At 55.9% G+C, this 18,279-nt stretch carries 18 protein-coding genes; 8 read left to right on the forward strand and 10 right to left on the reverse strand.

Features of this window, described 5'->3' with window-relative positions; translation table 11 throughout:
- Positions 1-13: 13 nt before the first annotated feature.
- Both Q334_RS0114990 and glyA read right to left on the reverse strand, forming a co-directional pair.
- A complete protein-coding gene (locus tag Q334_RS0114990) occupies positions 14-1,264 on the reverse strand; it encodes a sarcosine oxidase subunit beta family protein (protein WP_027313924.1) in 1,251 nt (416 codons plus the stop codon).
- Between the two features lie 60 nt (positions 1,265-1,324).
- Positions 1,325-2,578, reverse strand: coding sequence for a serine hydroxymethyltransferase (gene glyA / locus Q334_RS0114995; protein WP_027313925.1), 1,254 nt, complete (start codon positions 2,576-2,578; stop codon positions 1,325-1,327).
- Between the two features lie 366 nt (positions 2,579-2,944).
- Here glyA and trpB point away from each other — a divergent pair, with 366 nt between their 5' ends.
- Complete coding sequence (gene trpB / locus Q334_RS0115000; protein ID WP_027313926.1) at positions 2,945-4,147, forward strand: tryptophan synthase subunit beta; 1,203 nt, start codon at positions 2,945-2,947, stop codon at positions 4,145-4,147.
- Between the two features lie 56 nt (positions 4,148-4,203).
- Entirely contained in the window at positions 4,204-4,662 is a 459-nt protein-coding gene (locus Q334_RS0115005) for an ASCH domain-containing protein (RefSeq protein ID WP_035461672.1), read from the forward strand.
- A 26-nt stretch (positions 4,663-4,688) separates the two neighbouring features.
- Here Q334_RS0115005 and Q334_RS0115010 read toward each other — a convergent pair whose 3' ends face one another.
- The 4 genes from Q334_RS0115010 to Q334_RS0115025 all read right to left on the reverse strand — a co-directional run bounded on the left by Q334_RS0115010 (position 4,689) and on the right by Q334_RS0115025 (position 9,116).
- Complete coding sequence (locus Q334_RS0115010) at positions 4,689-5,330, reverse strand: DsbA family oxidoreductase (protein WP_035461674.1); 642 nt, start codon at positions 5,328-5,330, stop codon at positions 4,689-4,691.
- Between the two features lie 96 nt (positions 5,331-5,426).
- Positions 5,427-6,407, reverse strand: coding sequence for an alpha/beta hydrolase family protein (locus Q334_RS20150; protein WP_051527848.1), 981 nt, complete (start codon positions 6,405-6,407; stop codon positions 5,427-5,429).
- Between the two features lie 81 nt (positions 6,408-6,488).
- A complete protein-coding gene (locus tag Q334_RS0115020) occupies positions 6,489-8,252 on the reverse strand; it encodes a SulP family inorganic anion transporter (RefSeq protein WP_051527849.1) in 1,764 nt (587 codons plus the stop codon).
- A gap of 3 nt (positions 8,253-8,255) precedes the next feature.
- Positions 8,256-9,116, reverse strand: a complete 861-nt coding sequence (locus Q334_RS0115025) for an MBL fold metallo-hydrolase (protein ID WP_027313930.1) — start codon at positions 9,114-9,116, stop codon at positions 8,256-8,258.
- A gap of 123 nt (positions 9,117-9,239) precedes the next feature.
- Between Q334_RS0115025 and Q334_RS0115030 the strand changes: the two genes are divergently transcribed.
- Genes Q334_RS0115030 through Q334_RS0115040 form a run of 3 tightly spaced genes read left to right on the forward strand, consistent with a single transcriptional unit; the run spans position 9,240 to position 10,404 of the window.
- A complete protein-coding gene (locus tag Q334_RS0115030; protein ID WP_027313931.1) occupies positions 9,240-9,548 on the forward strand; it encodes an ArsR/SmtB family transcription factor in 309 nt (102 codons plus the stop codon).
- Positions 9,549-9,557: 9 nt separating this feature from the next.
- The gene (locus Q334_RS0115035) at positions 9,558-9,992 is read left to right on the forward strand and encodes a YeeE/YedE family protein (protein WP_027313932.1); all 435 of its coding nucleotides are present in this window, start codon (positions 9,558-9,560) and stop codon (positions 9,990-9,992) included.
- 1 nt (position 9,993) lies between these two features.
- A complete protein-coding gene (locus Q334_RS0115040) occupies positions 9,994-10,404 on the forward strand; it encodes a DUF6691 family protein (protein ID WP_027313933.1) in 411 nt (136 codons plus the stop codon).
- 60 nt (positions 10,405-10,464) lie between these two features.
- Here the strand turns inward: Q334_RS0115040 and ytfE are convergent, their stop codons facing one another.
- From ytfE to Q334_RS0115055, 3 genes are all read right to left on the reverse strand, one after another.
- Complete coding sequence (ytfE, locus tag Q334_RS0115045; protein ID WP_027313934.1) at positions 10,465-11,130, reverse strand: iron-sulfur cluster repair protein YtfE; 666 nt, start codon at positions 11,128-11,130, stop codon at positions 10,465-10,467.
- A 177-nt stretch (positions 11,131-11,307) separates the two neighbouring features.
- Positions 11,308-13,560 carry an arginine/lysine/ornithine decarboxylase gene (locus Q334_RS0115050; protein ID WP_027313935.1) on the reverse strand — a complete coding sequence of 751 codons (2,253 nt, stop codon included), beginning with the start codon at positions 13,558-13,560 and terminating at the stop codon, positions 11,308-11,310.
- A gap of 149 nt (positions 13,561-13,709) precedes the next feature.
- Complete coding sequence (locus tag Q334_RS0115055; RefSeq protein ID WP_027313936.1) at positions 13,710-13,940, reverse strand: DUF2835 family protein; 231 nt, start codon at positions 13,938-13,940, stop codon at positions 13,710-13,712.
- Positions 13,941-14,009: 69 nt separating this feature from the next.
- Here Q334_RS0115055 and Q334_RS20155 point away from each other — a divergent pair, with 69 nt between their 5' ends.
- The 3 genes from Q334_RS20155 to fabV all read left to right on the forward strand — a co-directional run bounded on the left by Q334_RS20155 (position 14,010) and on the right by fabV (position 17,235).
- Positions 14,010-14,951 carry a LysR substrate-binding domain-containing protein gene (locus Q334_RS20155; RefSeq protein WP_051527850.1) on the forward strand — a complete coding sequence of 314 codons (942 nt, stop codon included), beginning with the start codon at positions 14,010-14,012 and terminating at the stop codon, positions 14,949-14,951.
- A gap of 98 nt (positions 14,952-15,049) precedes the next feature.
- Entirely contained in the window at positions 15,050-15,850 is an 801-nt protein-coding gene (locus Q334_RS0115065; RefSeq protein ID WP_051527851.1) for a DUF1338 domain-containing protein, read from the forward strand.
- A gap of 191 nt (positions 15,851-16,041) precedes the next feature.
- Positions 16,042-17,235, forward strand: a complete 1,194-nt coding sequence (gene fabV, locus Q334_RS0115070; protein ID WP_027313938.1) for an enoyl-ACP reductase FabV — start codon at positions 16,042-16,044, stop codon at positions 17,233-17,235.
- 33 nt (positions 17,236-17,268) lie between these two features.
- On the opposite strand, the gene Q334_RS19405 is transcribed toward fabV, so the two are convergent.
- Entirely contained in the window at positions 17,269-18,279 is a 1,011-nt protein-coding gene (locus Q334_RS19405; protein ID WP_051527852.1) for a LysR family transcriptional regulator, read from the reverse strand.

Consider the following 18,279-nt stretch of genomic DNA (forward strand, 5'->3'; position numbering starts at 1 on the left):
GATTCCTCCTGCCTCAGTGTGCTACGCCGGCAGCGCCGTGTTCGTCGATCAAAGCACCGCTATAGAAGCGGTCAATGCTGAAGGGTTTAGCCAGCGGATGGGCATAGCCCTGGGCCAGGGTGGCGGCAAAGACATGACCGGACCCTGGAGTCGCTTTAAAGCCACCGGTGCCCCAACCACAGTTAAAGAACAGGCCCTTAACCGGTGTTGCCGAAATAATCGGACAGGCATCCGGACAGGTATCGACGATACCGCCCCACTGACGGTTCATCCGCACCCGGCTAAAGGTGGGGAACATTTCCACAATCGCCGCCAGGGTGTGTTCAATGGTGGGATAGGAGCCACGCTGGCCATAGCCGTTATAACCATCAATACCGGCACCGATAACCAGGTCGCCCTTATCGGACTGGCTGATATAACCGTGCACGTGGTTGGACATCACCACCGTATCCAGTACCGGTTTGATCGGCTCAGACACCAGCGCCTGCAGAGGATGAGACTCGACCGGCAAGCGCAGGCCAGCCATTTTCGCCAACACCCCGGAGTTACCCGCTACCACACAGCCCACGGTTTTACTGGCGATAAAGCCACGGGTGGTTTCCACCCCGATTACCGCACCCTTTTCCTTGCGGATGCCAATGACTTCGGTCTGTTGAATCAGATCCACCCCCAACGCATCGGCAGCACGGGCAAAGCCCCAGGCCACCGCATCGTGACGGGCAACACCGCCACGGGGCTGCCAGGAGCCCCCCATCACCGGGTAACGGGCACGCTTGGAGCAATCCAGCAGCGGTACCAGCTTTTGTACATCCGCGGTGGTCAAGACTTCAGAGTCGATGCCATTTAAGCGGTTGGCACTGACACGACGCTCGATATCGCGCATATCCTGCAGGGTATGGCCGAGGTTCAGTACCCCACGCTGGGAGAACATCAGGTTGTAGTTCAGCTCCTGCGACAGCCCTTCCCACAGTTTCAGCGCATGCTCGTACAGATGCGCGGCCTCATCCCACAGGTAGTTGGAACGCACGATGGTGGTGTTACGCGCGGTATTACCGCCACCGAGATAACCTTTCTCCACCACCGCCACATTGGTGATGCCGTGCTCTTTGGCCAGGTAGTAGGCAGTGGCCAGACCGTGGCCACCCCCACCGACGATAATGACGTCGTATTCTTTTTTCGGGGTCGGATTGCGCCAGACCCGCTGCCAGTTTTCGTGATAATTGAGGGCATGTTTGACCAGCCCAAAGCCGGAATAACGCTGCATGATTTCGGCACTCCTGCAAACTGAGGGAGGCCCAACCCTCACCAGTTGGGCCAACACAAATCAACGATAAACGGGGAAGTCCGCACAGAGACTGGCCACTTGACGACGCACCCGCGCCTCAACCTCGGCATTGCCCAGATCAGCGAGGATGTCACAAATCCAACCGGCCAACGTCTGGCATTCCGCCACCCCCAGGCCACGGGTAGTAATCGCAGGGGTACCGATACGCAGACCCGAGGTCACAAAGGGGCTCTGGGGATCATTCGGCACCGCATTCTTGTTGACGGTGATATGGGCACGGCCCAGGGCGGCATCGGCATCCTTACCGGTAATACCCTGCTTGATCAGGCTGAGCAGGAACAGGTGGTTATCGGTACCACCGGACACCACCTCATAGCCGCGCTCAATAAAGACGCTGGCCATCGCCTGGGCGTTATCCACCACACGCTGCTGGTAGGTTTTGAACTCAGGCTCCATTGCCTCCTTAAAGGCCACGGCCTTGGCGGCAATCACGTGCATCAACGGGCCGCCCTGACCACCGGGGAAGACAGCAGAATTGAGCTTCTTCTCCAGCTCTTCGTTACGGCGCGCCAGAATCAGGCCACCGCGCGGGCCGCGCAGGGTCTTGTGGGTAGTAGTAGTGACCACATCGGCAATCGGTACAGGGTTGGGGTACAGCCCGGCCGCCACCAAACCGGCCACGTGGGCCATGTCGACAAACAGATAGGCACCGACGCTGTCAGCGATGTCACGGAAGCGCTGCCAATCGACAATACGGGAGTAAGCGGAGAAACCGGCCAGAATCATCTTGGGACGATGCTCTTGCGCCAGACGGGCCACTTCTTCGTAGTCGATTTCGCCGGTTTCGCTGTTCAGGCCGTATTGCACCGCGTTGTAAATCTTGCCGGAGAAACTCACCTTGGCACCGTGGGTCAGGTGGCCACCGTGGGCCAGGCTCATCCCCAGCACGGTGTCGCCGGGCTGCAGCAGCGCCATATACACGGCGGCATTGGCCTGGGAACCGGAGTGAGGCTGGACGTTGGCATAGTCTGCACCGAACAGTTCGCAAGCACGCACAATGGCCAGACGCTCGACTTCATCGACGAACTCGCAACCGCCGTAATAACGCTTGGCGGGATAGCCTTCGGCATACTTGTTGGTGAGGACGGAACCCTGCGCCTGCATCACCCTTGGGCTGGTGTAGTTCTCAGAGGCAATCAGCTCCAGATGCTGCTCCTGGCGCACTTCTTCATCGTGCATGGCAGCATGTAACAGGGGATCAAAGTCTTGCAGGCGGTCATTCTTATTAAACATGGTTTTTCCTCACCCGGAACCAGAAGCCACGAAGGGCTTGATGACTGCATCATAGCTAGCCCCCTACCGAGCAAGATGTTCGCAAACGCCCCAGCAAGGCGTAAAAACGACATCTTTTTACCGGGAAAAACGACCAGAAATAAAATCTCAGCGAACTTTTGCCCGCCTTCCCCCCACCGCAACCCAGTCACGCTCTGCCCTGGCTGCTGCCAGCATCACTGGCAAGGCTGGCTAATTGCGACATCATCTTGGCTCAATTCAACTCACCAGGATGCAGATCAAGCAAACACCTTGGTCGTATTGCAGCCGCCGCAGAGCGCACTACTCTGATGGATGGATTAACCGATCTGCAGGAGAGCGGAAGCTATGAGTAAATTCGATTTTGCCCCCATGCCCGATGCCAAGGGTTACTTTGGAGAGTTTGGGGGCCAACTGATTCCGCCGGAGCTGAAGGCCATCATGGATGAGATTGATCTGGCCTATGAGGAGATTCGCCAACAGCCCGCATTCCAGCAGGAGTTAGCCACCCTGTTTAACGATTACGTCGGTCGCCCCAGCCCGCTTTACCATGCCAAGCGCTTAAGCGCCAAACTGGGCGGCGCTCAAATTTATCTGAAGCGGGAAGATCTCAATCACACCGGCGCCCACAAGATTAACCACTGCTTAGGCGAGGCGCTGCTGGCTAAATACATGGGCAAAACCAAGGTGATTGCCGAAACCGGCGCCGGCCAACACGGTGTTGCCCTGGCGACCGCCTGTGCGCTGGTCGGCATTCCCTGTGAAATTCACATGGGCCAGGTCGATATCGAAAAAGAGCACCCCAATGTTTCCAAGATGAAGATTCTGGGCTGCAAACTGGTTCCTGTTACCCAGGGCACCGCCACCCTTAAAGATGCCGTCGATAGCGCCTTTGTCGAGTACCTGAAAGACCCGGTGAACTACCTCTATGCCATCGGTTCTGTGGTCGGCCCCCACCCCTTCCCCAAAATGGTACGAGACTTCCAAAGCATTATTGGCCAGGAAGCCCGTGAACAGTTCCAGGCCAAAACCGGCAAGCTACCGGATTACATCACCGCCTGCGTCGGCGGTGGCTCCAATGCCATTGGCCTCTTTACTGCCTTTTTGGCCGATCAAAGCGTCAAGATCGTCGGCGTAGAGCCGGCTGGGATGGGGTTGGATACCGACAAGCACTCTGCCACCCTGACCTTGGGCAAACCAGGAGAAATTCACGGCATGAAATGCTACGTACTGGCAGATGATACCGGCCAACCGATGGCGGTGCACTCCATCGCCTCCGGCCTCGACTACCCAGGCGTGGGCCCCCAACACAGCTACCTGAAGGAACTGGGTCGGGTGCAGTACGAAACCGCCACGGATGAAGAGTGTCTGACTGCCTTTATGACCCTCTCCCAGGTGGAAGGCATTATCCCGGCACTGGAAAGCTCCCATGCAGTGGCCTGGGCGATGCGCACTGCACCTCAGCTCAGTCCGGAGCAAAGCATTCTGATTAATGTCTCAGGTCGCGGTGACAAAGACACCGACTATGTCATTAGCAAGTTGGGGCTGTAATCTTTATTCCATAGGTGGCTGGCCACTGCTGGCCGCCTAAACACTGCGGAATCGCCATGTCACTGCCGCCTTTACCCGACCTGACCGACTTATTAACTCAATATCCTGCGCTAACTCCACGCCCCAACCGCATCGATGGTTTTGGTGACAGCCCTGCCATGTGCGCAGAGTTATTAGACCTGATCCGTCGTGGCGGTAAACGGGCAGGAGCCAGTCTGTTGTGGACACATCAGGCCGAGGCCTCACCCTTGCCCCAGCAGGGCGATATAGTGCTGGTAGTCGATGCCCTCAACCAACCGGCGCTGCTATTGCAAACACTAGCGGTCGAAGTCTGTCCCTTTGCAGAGGTCAGTGCTGACTTTGCCGCCGCAGAGGGGGAAGGAGATGGCAGCCTCGCCTATTGGCGCGAGGCCCACTGGAGCTTTTTCAGCCGGGAATGCGCACTGATCGGGCGCTCACCCAGCCCATCCATGCCGGTGGTCTGTGAGCGCTTTGCGTTACTGAAAACACTCTAATGTGACGATGAAAGGGTGAGGATCGGTTAGGCAATTTCCTCGCGTAACTGCTCCAATACCTGAATTAGAGAATCCACTTCCTGCGCCCCGCTCACCAGATACTTATTCTGGAAGATAAAGGCAGGCACACCATTGATCCCTTGCTGTGGCCAAAACTGGCTTTGCTCTTCCACCTTAGCCTGATAGCGGCCACTGGCCAGTACCTGTGCCGCCTCTGTCACATCCAGCCCTGCCTGAGCCGCGGCATCCAGTAGCACCTGGGGTTCATTGAGGGCTTTTTCCTGCTCGAAATAGGCGGCAAAGAGTGCCATTGCCAACTCTGTCTGGCCGCCCTGCTCCGCCGCCCAGGCCAGCAACTCATGGGCCTGACGGGTATTGTAAATACGCATCTGCGGATAAAAGTTAAAGGCCGCGCCCACCGCCTCCCCCAGCCCGGTTAAACGACCACGAATCTCCGCGCTCTGGCGCACAGTGCTGCCATACTTTGCGCTCAGATGTTCTTGCAAATCCTGCCCAGCATCGTCCATGTCAGGATTGAGCTGAAAGGGCTGCCAATGCAGCTCATAGTTGACCCGAGTATGCTCCAATGCCTGCATCAGGCGCCGTGCCCCCAGATAACACCAAGGACAAACCACATCGGAAACCAGATCAATACGCAGGGTGGTCATAATGGTTACCTCGTTAAGTCAACTGAAGGTCAACTGGTTGCCGAGCCTCCATGAGCGCACCTTGGCAGTCTGGATAAGCGCTGTCAATGCTGCCACTTACTGGACGCTGTGCTGACTGACAGCCTGCTGCAACGCGCAGGTTAAATCAAACATGCTGTGCTGTTTAATCACATTGGCCGACTGGCCATTGCCACTTCTGCCGGCAAAATTGAAGCGCACCTGCACGATGTCGGGGTGGTCTTGGGATATAGGATAAAGGCCCTTCATTAACAAACGCAGGTACACCAACACCTCGCCGTGCTCATAGATACGATAAATCTTCATGCCTTGGGCGTTATAACGCCGCTCGCCACCGTCAATGTCGTAAAAGCCGGTGACCGGCGAGGAGTCAAACGCGTAAACCTGGGTGACATAGTGGGAAGCATAGCCTGCCAAATGGGCTAAACCGCCCCCCAGCGAGTGCCCTAGCGCCACAGCATCATCAATCTGAGGGTAACGCTGGCGCGCCTCTGCCACTATCTTCGGTACCAGAATGCGCACTTCATCGTATTGATCTAACTGGAAGGAGAAGAAACGGGCCACCCAACGCAGATTGGCACGCCAATCCTCTTTCTCGTCAAAGTTTGTCCCGCGAAATACTAGGATCAAACGCTGCCGCGCGCCTTCTAACGGGGTCAGGTACAGCCGAATTCCTAGCTTTAAATCCTGTTGATGAATGTGCCGCCGACGCTGCAATTCTTGCAGCTCATGGGTGATTTCCTGCCAACCGGCGGGGCGGTAATCGTAGGCATCCTCATCGCTGCAAAAGCGCTCCAGACTGTCGGTGTGCTCAGCCTTTTTTGCCTCTGAACTGGCATCCGGCGCGTCCAGATAAACGCTTTTACTTAATGCCGCCCACTGCGGAAAAGAGCGGATTTCCGCATCCTGCGCCAACGCTGTCTGCCAATCCAGGTAGGCCACGTCCCCATCATCGATATAGAGCACTTCATCCGTACTCTGTTGCCAGGCGCAACCGCTTAAAACGCCACTGAGCAATCCTGCTAATACGGGCCATGCCTTAAGCCGCCACCTGTTCATCCTGCGCCCTCCCTCGTTGTCTCCTTCAGTAATAGTCAAGGCAACCTGAGGGCGCGAACTTTTCTTCGCTGCGGATAAACATTAAAGCTGTGGATCAAAGGCTTCCTGGCTGACTGGCAATTGCTGGCGTAGCTGCTGCCAGGCCTCAAACTGGCTGATATAGACCTGCCCACTCAGCACCTGTAAGAAGTGACTGCGTTTGAACTGATCCATCACCGGCCCCTTGACCTCAGAGAGGTGCAACTGTACCCCGGCCTCCTGCAGGCGTTGATTGATCGCCTCCAAACTCTCCAGTGCGGAGGCATCAATCCAGTTCACCGCCGGGCACATCAGGATCAGATGACGTAATGCCGGCTGCTCACTCAGCAGGGCGTCGACCCTATCCTCAAGAAAACGGGCGTTGGCAAAATAGAGGCTTTCATCCACCCGCAATGTTGCAATACGGGGGTCGGTCTCGACCTGATAGCGCTGCACATTACGAAAGTGCTCGGTGCCCGGCAGACGTCCCACCAAAGCGCTATGAGGAGTGCTGGTACGATGGATATACAGCAATAACGACAACGCCACGCCGGCGAGAATACCCATCTCCACCCCCGCCACCAGGGTCAACAATAGGGTCACCAGCATTGCTGCCCCATCCTGACGGCTATAACGCCAGGTGCGCTTGATGGCTTGTCCATCCACCAGTGCCAGAATGGCCACTAAAATGGTCGCCGCCAGCGTCGCCTTCGGTAAATAGGCCAATGCCGGAGTAAACCACAGCATCACCAGGGCGATGCCGCCGGCCGCAAAGATGCCGGCCGCGGGGGTTTGCGCACCGGCATCAAAGTTCACCACCGAGCGGGAAAAACCTCCCGTTACAGGCAAACCGCCGGTAAAGGCCGAGCCCAGATTGGCCATGCCCAAGCCCACCAGCTCTTTATTCGGATCGATCCGCTGACGTCGACGCGCCCCCAGGGTTTGTGCCACCGAAACGGACTCGACAAACCCCACCAGCGCCAACAACAGCGCAGGCATCCATAACTGCTGCAGCCACTGCCAGTCCCAACTGGGCCACTGCCAGCTCGGCAAGCCCTGGGGCACCGTCCCCACAACTGCCACCCCCATGCTGGCTAAGTCCAACCACCAGCTCAGTGCGGTGGTCAGCAACACCGCCCACACCGGCCCGGTTTTGCTTAGCAATGCCGCTACCTTAGCGGGCATGCCTAACGTTAACAGCAGTGGGGTGAAGCCATGGCGAGCACCGAGTAACAGCAGCAAACTCAATGCCGATACCGCTAACGTCGGCCCATGCCAGGACAAATTGGCCCAATCCAGCCCCATCAACATTTCCAGCAAAGTGTGTCCCGCCAGCGGCCATTGCAGCAGGTGTTGCAGTTGGCTGGCGGCAATCAGCAACGCCGAGGCACTGATAAAAGCAGAAATCACCGGGTGGCTAAGAAAGTTGGCTAAAAAGCCCAAGCGCAGGATACCCATCAACAGCAAGAAAGCTCCCGATAGCAGTGCCAATAACACGGCCCCCAGCACATAGGCAGTACTGCCCGCGGCGGCCAGGGGCGACACCGCTGCCGCCGTCATCAGCGACAATACCGCCACCGGCCCCACCGACAGGGTGCGGCTGCTGCCGAACAGGGCATAGGCAATCAGCGGCAACACACTGGCATACAGCCCCACCTCAAGCGGCAGGCCCGCTAACAGGGCATAGGCCAAGGATTGCGGAATCAGCAACAGGGTGACAATCAAGGCCGCCAGGGCATCCTGGCTGGCTAGCTCCAGGTTATAACCCCGGCTCCAGGCCGGACGGAGGGACCAACGGCGGCCCTGCTGAGAGGAGGTAGGCTTCATCAGTTACAGCTTATTCAACGGAATTTTAAGGTAGGCATGGCCATCGTCTTCCAGCGGTGGTAACTGCCCTGCACGAATATTGATCTGGATAGATGGCAAAATCAGCATCGGCATCTCCAGGGTGGCATCCCGAGCTTGGCGCATAGCGACAAAACTAGCTTCATCCACCCCTGCATGCACATGCACATTGAAGCGCTTTTGCTCCGCCACCGTGCTTTTCCACTGCGGCTCACGCCCCTCTGGCGGGTAGTCGTGGCACATATAGAGTTCCGTTTGCTCCGGCAAGTTTAATAGGCTTTGGATGGAGCGATAGAGGGTGGCCGCATCCCCTCCCGGAAAGTCACAACGGGCCGTGCCGACATCCGGCATAAAGAGGGTATCGCCAACAAACACGCCATTGCCAATCTGGTAGGCCATATCCGCCGGTGTATGCCCCGGCACCGGGATAGCACGGGCTTGCAGCTCGCCGATCATAAACACTTCATGGTCTGCAAAGAGATAACCAAACTGCGAGCCATCTAATTGAAACTCAGGCTCCAGGTTAAACACCTGTTTGAACACCCCCTGCACCTGGGTAATGCGCGCACCAATGGCAATCGTCCCCCCGAGTTTTTGTTGGAGATAGGCGGCGGCAGACAGATGATCAGCATGGGCGTGGGTTTCCAGAATCCATTGCACCTGCAGCTGTTGCTGCTGCACATAGGCGATCACCTCATCTGCACTCTCCGTGCGGGTGCGGCCTGACTTGGCATCATAGTTCAGTACGGAGTCAATAATGGCTGCCTGACTACCCGGCCCGGCAGAAACCACATAGGTGTAAGTCCAGGTAGCGGGGTCGAAGAAGGGGTGGATCTGGGCAGGCATAGGACCTCCTGAACAATCTAATTAAGTTTCAGCTAATATATTGACCATTACTTAAGCAGTCAATATATTAATAACAGCTAATTTAAAACCTGCTTAATCGTGCTTTTAACTAAGGGGCTCATTATGCTGTCATCCTCAAGCCTAGCCGGCCCGGAAGCCGCTGCCCGTTTATTAAAAGCGTTAGCCAACCCCGAACGGCTACGCATTCTATGTGAGCTTAGTCAGGGGGAGCGCAAGGTGCAGCAGCTGGAAAACTGTCTTGGCATTGCCCAGCCCAACCTGTCACAACAATTACGGGTACTGCGTGAACAGCAGCTGGTCAGCACCCGCCGCCAGGGCACCTGCATTCATTACCGTATTCGTCAGGGGCCTGCCCTGGCAGTACTGCAAACACTGCATCAGCACTTTTGTGTCACAACCGCAACAACCTAGGTGAACACCATGAGTATCGACTGGATCAACTTTACCCCCTGGAGCGCACTGCTTGGCGGGGTGCTAATCGGTTTAGCCTCAACGCTTTTTATTCTGCTTAATGGCCGTATCGCTGGCATCAGCGGCCTGCTCGGCGGTTTGCTGGAGGCCAAGAAGGGTGAGCTGGATTATCGCCTACTCTTTATTGCCGGCCTGCTGCTGGCGCCAAGTCTGTACAGTCTGGGCGCCACCTTGCCAGAGGTGGAGATGCAGGTGTCCTGGCCCTGGCTGATTCTGGCCGGCTTATTGGTCGGTTTTGGCTCACGTTTGGGTTCAGGCTGTACCAGCGGCCATGGGGTATGCGGTTTATCACGGCTGTCGCCACGCTCGTTGCTGGCCACCCTAAGCTTCATGGGGGCTGGCTTTGCCACGGTATTTATTCTTCGTCACCTGCTCGGAGGTTGAAATGTATAAGTTAAGCGCCTTTCTCAGTGGGCTGATTTTTGGTCTGGGGCTGATTATTTCCGGCATGACGGACCCCGCTAAGGTACTGGGGTTTCTTGATCTGGCCGGACTCTGGGACCCTTCCCTTGGTTTGGTGATGGCGGGAGCCATTGGTGTGAGTTTTTTCGGCTTCCGCCATGCAAAGCAGCGCCACACCAGTTACTGCGATACACCGATCCATCTACCTACTGGCAACAAGCTCGACCGACGTCTGGTAGCTGGCAGTGTGATTTTTGGCGCAGGCTGGGGCATTGCCGGTATTTGTCCGGGCCCGGCCCTGGTTATGCTGGGCACTGGCATGGCTGAAGCCTTGATTTTTGCAACCGCCATGCTGGCTGGCATGTGGCTATTTCGCCTGTGGCAGGTGCGCTAACCTGACCCGGCTTCTCAAGGTCTGCCATGGCAGGCAGCACCTTGAGGGAACGAATAACCACTATGAAGTGCCGCGATTGGCACCGATAAAGAGAATGTTGTTCTCCAGATGGATATGTTCCAGTAAGTCGTTGTATAGCTCCTCCACCCCCAGATAAAGTGCGCGCCAGGAATGGCAGGCACCTTCTGGCAGCTGAAAGTCATGGGCAAGGCGCTTCAAGCTCCGTAACGCCTCACCATGGTGATCATGTTCAAAGCGCATGACCGCAATCGGCCCTCCCGCCATGGCCAGCATCCCTTGTTGGATCATCGGGAAGAGGATTTGCTCTTCCTTTTGCATATGTGTCTCCAACTCCTCTTCCATATCCTGCAGATGTTCATACAACCCCACTGGGCAGGCCGGATGATCGAAGTGCACCCGCTCGACCTTACCGGCCAGGGCGCTTAGCTCATCCAACTGTTCCCGGTGACGCTGGTGGTAACGTGTCAGCAGATGTTCGATCAGTTCCGCCGCACTGGCCTCGCTCCAGTTGCGCTTACCAGGCTCTGCCTGCAACTGCTGCAACGCATTGAGCAAGGGCGCCAGCTCCAGCTTGGCACGAGCAGCCGCCTCGGCCAGGCTTTGCTGACCAGCGCAACAAAAATCGAGTTGGTATTGACGGAATAACCGAGTAGCGCCAGGCACTTCCGCAGCAATCTGGCCAAGGGAAAGATCGGCTTGCAGCATGGGGCAATCCTCATACTTTTTACAGGTTCCTCAAACTTATCACCTGGGCAATAACGTCAAAGCCAGGTGCAAGACAGGGTTCCATAAGTAACGGATTATCCCGTGCGGGGACTTGATCAAAATTAGCTTTCTGAAAAAACTCAGGGCCCGCGAGGGGCCCTGAATCGGCAGACGAGATTACTCTTTTACCACATCGACGAAGTAAGCATCCTCGCCATTGATGGTCTCCCGCACCAAGCCATGCACATCGGTTTCAAAACCGGGGAAGCGGGTGTTGAAGTCACGCACAAACTGCAGGTAGCGCACGATGGTTTTGTTATAACACTCGCCAGGAATCAACAACGGGATACCGGGGGGATAAGGCGTCACCAGCATCGCGGTAATCCGCCCTTCCAACTCATCAATGGAGACACGCTCGACCTGGCGGTGAGCCATCTTGGCCCAGGCGTCCGCCGGGGTCATCGCTGGTTTGATGTTGGACAGGTACATCTCAGTGGTGACCTTAGCCACATCATACTCACGGTACACACTGTGAATCGCATCGCAGAGGTCACGCAGGCCAACCCGTTCATACTGAGGATAACGGCCAACAAACTCCGGCATCACCCGCCAAAGGGGCTGGTTCTGATCATAGTCATCCTTAAACTGCTGCAGCTCCGTCACCATTGAGTTCCAACGGCCTTTGGTGATGCCGATGGTGAACATAATGAAGAAGGAATACAGCCCGGTTTTCTCGATGATAATGCCGTGCTCCGCCAGGTACTTGGAGACGATGGCGGCAGGAATCCCCATCGCATCGAAGTTACCATCCATATCCAGGCCAGGGTTGATGATGGTCGCTTTAATCGGGTCAAGCATATTGAAGCCGGACTCAATTGCGCCAAAACCATGCCACTTGTCTTCGGCATGGATGACCCAGTCCTCCCGATCACCAATACCTTCTTCCACCAGTTGCTCCGGTCCCCAGACTTGGAACCACCAGTCATCACCAAACTCCGCATCCACTTTGCGCATCGCCCGGCGGAAATCGATGGCTTCCATAATCGACTCTTCCACTAACGCCGTGCCGCCAGGAGGCTCCATCATCGCCGCGGCCACATCACAGGAGGCGATGATGGCGTACTGCGGGCTGGTGGAGGAGTGCATCAGGTAGGATTCATTAAAGCGATGGGTATCCAGCTTACGGGTGTTGGAGTCCTGCACCAGAATCTGGGACGCCTGCGACAGGCCAGCCAACAACTTGTGGGTAGACTGGGTGGCAAATACCAGCGGCCCTTCTGAACGGGGACGATCAGAGCCAATCGCATGCATCTTATGGTAGAAGGGATGGAAGGCCGCATGGGGCAACCAGGCTTCATCAAAGTGCAGGGTGTCGATGGTGTCACCCAGCATCGACTTGATCTCTTCCACGTTATAGAGCACCCCGTCATAGGTACTCTGGGTAATGGTCAGAATGCGAGGCTTCTTATTGGCCGCCTTCTTGGCAAAGGGATTGGCCTCAATCTTCTTGCGGATCGTCTCAGGATCAAACTCCGACTTGGGAATCGGCCCGATAATGCCGTAATGGTTGCGAGTCGGCATCAGGAACACCGGGATCGCCCCCGTCATAATGATCGAATGCAGGATCGACTTATGGCAGTTGCGATCCACCACCACGATGTCGCCAGGTGCCACGGTGGAGTGCCACACCACCTTGTTGGAGGTTGAGGTGCCGTTGGTCACAAAAAACAGATGATCACAGCCAAAAATACGGGCGGCATTGCGCTCACTGGCCGCTACTGGGCCGGTGTGATCCAACAACTGGCCTAACTCATCCACCGCATTACAGACATCGGCACGCAGCATGTTCTCGCCAAAAAACTGGTGGAACATCCGTCCCACCGGGCTCTTCAAAAAGGCTACCCCACCGGAGTGGCCAGGGCAGTGCCAGGAATAGGAAGAGTCGCTGGCATAGTCCATCAGCGCATTAAAGAACGGCGGTGCCAGGGAGGACAGATACTTGCTGGCTTCACGGATAATGTGGCGGGCGACAAACTCCGGCGTATCCTCAAACATATGGATAAAACCGTGGAGTTCACGCAATACATCATTGGGAATATGACGGGTGGTGCGGGTTTCGCCGTAGAGGAAAATCGGGATATCGGTATTGCGCCGCCGCACTTCCGCAATAAAGTTGCGCACCGGCTGCAGGGCTTCATCCACCTGATCCGCACTGCCGTCACCAAACTCCTCATCGTCAATCGAGAGGATAAAACAGGATGCCCGACTGGCCTGCTGGGCAAAGGAGGTCAAATCACCGTAACTGGTGAAACCTATCACTTCCATGCCTTCCTGACCGATGGCCTCAGCCAGGTCACGAATGCCGGAACCGGAGATATTCTCGGAGCGAAAGTCTTCGTCGATGATGACGACAGGAAAACGAAATTTCATGAAAGACCGCAAGCCTATGTTTATAGGTGAGAAATCGTCACTGATGTGTGACCAGCACGCTGGTGGCGCCCTGCCCTTTCGATGACACTAAAGCGCTGGAGCCCGCTCCAACCTAGTTAATACTAGCAGCCTGGGATGACGGTTGTTAGTCATAAGGCCCGCATCGCCACAAAGCGGTGCTGTTCATCCGCCTCTAATTCAAACCAACCCTGAATACCACTGTGGCTGACAAAAGGACGGAAGCGCTCGGCGGGAATACGCAGGCTAAGACCTGACTCCGTCTGCACCACCACCGCCCGCGCCTGACCACGATAAATCAGCATAAAGTCGTCATAGCTGAGCCCCACATAGAAGCGATAACGGTAACGCTGCAACCTCATGGCCCCTTACTTGTTGTTAAGCTGAACGCTCACTATCATGCCTGCTAGTCGAGCAGGAGCCAATGACCCGTGAGCGCACGCACATTACCCCTACGCAGTCTCTATATCTTTGCCGTGGTCGCTCGCCATGGCAGCTTTAAGCAGGCGGCGGATGAGCTCTGCGTCACCCCTCAGGCAGTCAGCCTGCAAATCAAAACCCTGGAAGAGCAACTGCAGCTCAGTCTGTTTGAGCGTCATCCGGCAGCGATTAGCCTGACCGCCGCCGGAGAACAGTTGCTCGACTATGTACAGCGCGGACTGGCGCTATTGGAACGGGGCATTAGTGATGTGCAACAGCGTCAACAGCGTTTGCAGTTACGCATCAGCGCCTCCCCCTGGTTTGCAGTGCACTGCCTGCTCCCCCGTTTACCCGAGTTTGAGGCTGCTCATCCAGAATGGGATGTCCTAGTCAGCACCTCGGTACGCTTCCCGGATTTTGAGCGCCAGCGCCTCGACCTGGCCATTCAATGGGGCTTTGGGCAATGGACCTTTACCCGCAAGCAACTGCTACTGACCGACGATAAGCTGCTGGTCTGTGCCCCCAGCCTGTTGCAACAAGGCAAGCCGCTGAGTGAACCCGCCCATTTAGCCCAACAGCGTCTGCTCTGCACTGAACTCTCCATCGAACTCTGGCAACAACTGCTCGCCACCCTCGGCGTGGATGCCCTGGTGGAGCGTCAGGTTTTACCGCTTGATAGCCATGCTGGCCTGGTCGAGGCAGCGATTCGCGGCCTCGGTGTGGCTCTGATCTCAGTGGCGGAGGCACGCCAGGCCTGTGCTGATGGCAAATTAGTGGCCCCCCTTGGCGACCAGCCCATCAGTCGCCTTAACCCTGCGCTGATGCCCGGCTACTGGCTGGTGCAGCGTGAAGGGGCGGAACAGTCCCGCCCTGCCCAAGCCTTGGTCAATTGGATGCGGGGCTGGTTAAAGGAACATCCCCGCGCCGCCAGAACAAGTTTATCTGACCCTTGACCCCAAAAATTATTGTTTGCTTGAGCCACATCAATTTTAGACACTGACTCCATCAAGGCGGATAACCGCCTGTACCTGATGCTTTGATGGAGCCGGATATGCACGTAGATACTTTTTTCACGCAACTGTGGCAAGACTATATCCAGATCACCCCCCAGGCCGAGCAGATCAAGAAGCTGTTTGAAGCCACCGATAGTACCGTCATCAACGACCATGTTGCCTTCCGCACCTTCGCTAACACTCCCCTGCAGCTGGACAACCTGGAACCGCTGATTCTGGCCATGGGTTATGAGCGTCAAGACAGCTACGATTTCAAAGCCAAAAAACTGCGGGCCCACAGCTATATTCACGCTAACCCCGATGTGCCCAAGATTTTCGTTTCTGAGCTGCTGACCGAGCAACTGTCTGAGCCGGTACAACAGATTCTGGCCAAATACATGGCCCAGATTGAAGCCAAACCGCTGGATCAAAGCGTGTTCTGGTCTGGCCGTCACTGGGACATGCCCAGCTATGACGAGTACCGCCAAGTAATGGCAGAAAGCGAATACGGTGCCTGGTTGCTAGCTATTGGCGTGCGTGTTAACCACTTCACCGTGAGTGTGAACCACCTGAGCAGCACCGACTGCATCCGTGACGTATTAAATCGGGTGAAGGAAGCAGGCTATGCGGTGAACACCGTAGGCGGAGAAGTCAAAGGCAGCCCCGCCAGCTTGCTGGAACAAGGCTCCACCCTGGCGGATCGTCAGGAATTCCAGTTTGCCGATGGCAGCGTGCAGCAGATCCCCACCTGCTTCTACGAATTTGCCAAGCGTCATGCCGATGCTCAAGGCGTGGTTTATCAGGGCTTTATCGAAGCCAACGCCGACAAGATTTTCGAATCGACTAACGCTGCAGCCTAACCTCTGCTAGCCACCCATGCCCCCACAGGCTTGCCTCTGGGGGCATGGTCGTTTTTGCCCTGGTTAGGCGTTTAGACTGCACTGGGGTACAATCCCCGCCCATTGGTACTGACTGGCCCCTCCCCGACTTTGCTGCGGGCAAAACGGGTGATCAGCGCGCCAGCCTCCCAGGTTAGAAGAAGGAAGCATGAATGGTCATTCAACCTAAAATCCGTGGCTTTATTTGCACCACCGCTCACCCCGAGGGCTGCGCTGCCCACGTGCAGGAGCAAATCGATTTTGTCAAAGCCAAGGGCAGCATTGCCAATGGCCCTAAAAACGTCCTGGTGATTGGCTCATCCACCGGTTATGGCTTGGCCTCACGTATTACCGCCACCTTTGGCGCCGGCGCCAAAACTTTGGGGATTTTCTTCGAAAAAGAAGGCAGCCCAAACAAGCCCGGTACCGCAGGCTGGTATAACACCGTCGCCTTTGAGCAGGCGGCTAATGCAGCAGGGCTATGGAACAAACACATCAATGGCGATGCCTTCTCCGATGAAGTGAAGCAGCAAGCACTGCAAGTCATCAAAGCGGAAATGGGCAAGATTGACCTGGTGGTGTACTCCCTGGCTTCACCCCGCCGTAAAGATCCCAAAAGCGGTGAGGTTTATTCCTCCGTACTGAAGCCGATTGGCCAGGCTTACACCGTCAAAAACCTCAACACCAGCAGCCGTACCATTGACCAGGTTTCTGTTGAACCCGCTTCTGACGAAGAAATCGCTAACACCGTCAAAGTGATGGGCGGTGAGGATTGGGAACTGTGGCTACAAGCACTGCAGGAAGCGGATGTGCTGGCAGAGGGCTGCCAAACCGTTGCCTATACCTATATCGGTAAGCAGCTGACTTGGCCTATCTATGGCAAAGCCACCATTGGCCGCGCTAAAGAAGACCTGGATCGTGCTGCCAACGCCATCAGCAGCCAACTGGCAGGGCTGAATGGCCAGGCTCGCGTCACCTCACTGAAGGCCCTGGTCACCCAGGCAAGCTCTGCGATTCCTATCATGCCGTTGTACATTTCCTTGCTGTACAAGGTTATGAAAGAGGAAGGCACTCACGAAGGCTGTATCGAACAGATCAACCGTCTGTTCCGCGATAACATTTACAGCAGCACTCCTACTCTGGATGAGCAAGGCCGCTACCGTGTCGATGGATATGAACTGGATGACAGCATCCAGGCCAAGGTGGAAGCCCTGTGGCAGCAGGTAGATACCGATAGCATCGATAGTCTGACCGACTACCAGGGCTATCAGGCGGAGTTCCTGCGCCTATTTGGCTTTGGTTTAGCAGGAGTGGATTACCAAGCAGAGAGCAATCCTGATCTTAAACTGGCCAACTTGGTCGGTTAATCTCGCTCTGCGACCTCCCTCTTAGCCCTGGGGTTAAGAGGGAGTGTACAACTTGGCCGATTGTTCCTCCCCCGAAATGTCCTCCTGCAGATGCTGCGCCATCAACCGATCTATCATGTGCTCAGGCTCAATCATGCAGCCGGTATCCAGTTCATCCACACGTTGCATTAACAGGCTGACTTCATCCAGAAAGGTTTTCAGCAACTTCGGCATATATTGGCGACTTTGGTAGAGCGCATAGAGCTCCGCACTGTCCATTTGCCAATCCTCCAGCACCCGCACCAACCGGCCTTCATTTAAGTAAGGCAACGCCATAAACAGAGGCAGGTGCCCAATGCCTAAGCCCGACACTAATGCCTCCCTGGCAAAGGTGATGTTATTACACTGCAAACGCCCCCGTGGTTGGATGCTGACCCGTTGCCCCCCTCGACTAAAGTGCCAATGGCTCAAGGTTTCACCGAAAACCTTCATCATGATGATTTCATGCTCGGCTAATTGTTCCGGCCGATCTGGCACCTGACAGCGCTGTAGATATGCCGGTGCCGCCACCAGCACCTTACGACTGCTGCCTAAACGTCTAGCAATCAGGTTGGAGTCCTGCCCCATGCCAAGCTGGATCGACACATCTATCCCTTCCTGCACCATATCCAGGCGCCGATTAGTCAATTCCACATCCAGCTCCACCTCTGGAAACTTTTGGATGAAATGACCAAGAAATCGCCCCATCAAGAGTTGGCCAAACTCAATGGGCATCACAACCTTTAACTTTCCCTTCACTTGCTCGGATCGGGTGGTCACTAAAGCTTGGGCATCGTCAATATCCGCCATGATGCGTGAACAACGCTCATAGAACACCTCCCCTACCTCCGTCAGACTAAGCTGACGAGTGGTACGATTCAGCAGTCTTGCCCCCAAGCGCTCCTCTAAATCCGCTAACTTACGACTCACTGTTGCCTTGGTCAGTCCTAAGCGTTCTGCCGCCGCAGTGAAGCTTTGCATCTCCACCACCTTGGTAAATACCAGAATGTCATTCAAATCAGGCAT

The sequence above is a fragment of the Balneatrix alpica DSM 16621 genome (assembly GCF_000619885.1).
Taxonomy (GTDB): Bacteria; Pseudomonadota; Gammaproteobacteria; order Pseudomonadales; family Balneatricaceae; genus Balneatrix; species Balneatrix alpica.

What these genes read in the sequence shown, in the direction of transcription:
- Q334_RS0114990 (WP_027313924.1), bottom strand. Translation starts at nt 1,264, where the DNA reads ATGCAGCGTTATTCCGGCTTTGGGCTGGTCAAACATGCCCTCAATTAT.
- glyA (WP_027313925.1), bottom strand. Translation starts at nt 2,578, where the DNA reads ATGTTTAATAAGAATGACCGCCTGCAAGACTTTGATCCCCTGTTACAT.
- trpB (WP_027313926.1), top strand. Translation starts at nt 2,945, where the DNA reads ATGAGTAAATTCGATTTTGCCCCCATGCCCGATGCCAAGGGTTACTTT.
- Q334_RS0115005 (WP_035461672.1), top strand. Translation starts at nt 4,204, where the DNA reads ATGTCACTGCCGCCTTTACCCGACCTGACCGACTTATTAACTCAATAT.
- Q334_RS0115010 (WP_035461674.1), bottom strand. Translation starts at nt 5,330, where the DNA reads ATGACCACCCTGCGTATTGATCTGGTTTCCGATGTGGTTTGTCCTTGG.
- Q334_RS20150 (WP_051527848.1), bottom strand. Translation starts at nt 6,407, where the DNA reads ATGAACAGGTGGCGGCTTAAGGCATGGCCCGTATTAGCAGGATTGCTC.
- Q334_RS0115020 (WP_051527849.1), bottom strand. Translation starts at nt 8,252, where the DNA reads ATGAAGCCTACCTCCTCTCAGCAGGGCCGCCGTTGGTCCCTCCGTCCG.
- Q334_RS0115025 (WP_027313930.1), bottom strand. Translation starts at nt 9,116, where the DNA reads ATGCCTGCCCAGATCCACCCCTTCTTCGACCCCGCTACCTGGACTTAC.
- Q334_RS0115030 (WP_027313931.1), top strand. Translation starts at nt 9,240, where the DNA reads ATGCTGTCATCCTCAAGCCTAGCCGGCCCGGAAGCCGCTGCCCGTTTA.
- Q334_RS0115035 (WP_027313932.1), top strand. Translation starts at nt 9,558, where the DNA reads ATGAGTATCGACTGGATCAACTTTACCCCCTGGAGCGCACTGCTTGGC.
- Q334_RS0115040 (WP_027313933.1), top strand. Translation starts at nt 9,994, where the DNA reads ATGTATAAGTTAAGCGCCTTTCTCAGTGGGCTGATTTTTGGTCTGGGG.
- ytfE (WP_027313934.1), bottom strand. Translation starts at nt 11,130, where the DNA reads ATGCTGCAAGCCGATCTTTCCCTTGGCCAGATTGCTGCGGAAGTGCCT.
- Q334_RS0115050 (WP_027313935.1), bottom strand. Translation starts at nt 13,560, where the DNA reads ATGAAATTTCGTTTTCCTGTCGTCATCATCGACGAAGACTTTCGCTCC.
- Q334_RS0115055 (WP_027313936.1), bottom strand. Translation starts at nt 13,940, where the DNA reads ATGAGGTTGCAGCGTTACCGTTATCGCTTCTATGTGGGGCTCAGCTAT.
- Q334_RS0115065 (WP_051527851.1), top strand. Translation starts at nt 15,050, where the DNA reads ATGCACGTAGATACTTTTTTCACGCAACTGTGGCAAGACTATATCCAG.
- fabV (WP_027313938.1), top strand. Translation starts at nt 16,042, where the DNA reads ATGGTCATTCAACCTAAAATCCGTGGCTTTATTTGCACCACCGCTCAC.
- Q334_RS19405 (WP_051527852.1), bottom strand. Translation starts at nt 18,279, where the DNA reads ATGCCTGATTTGAATGACATTCTGGTATTTACCAAGGTGGTGGAGATG.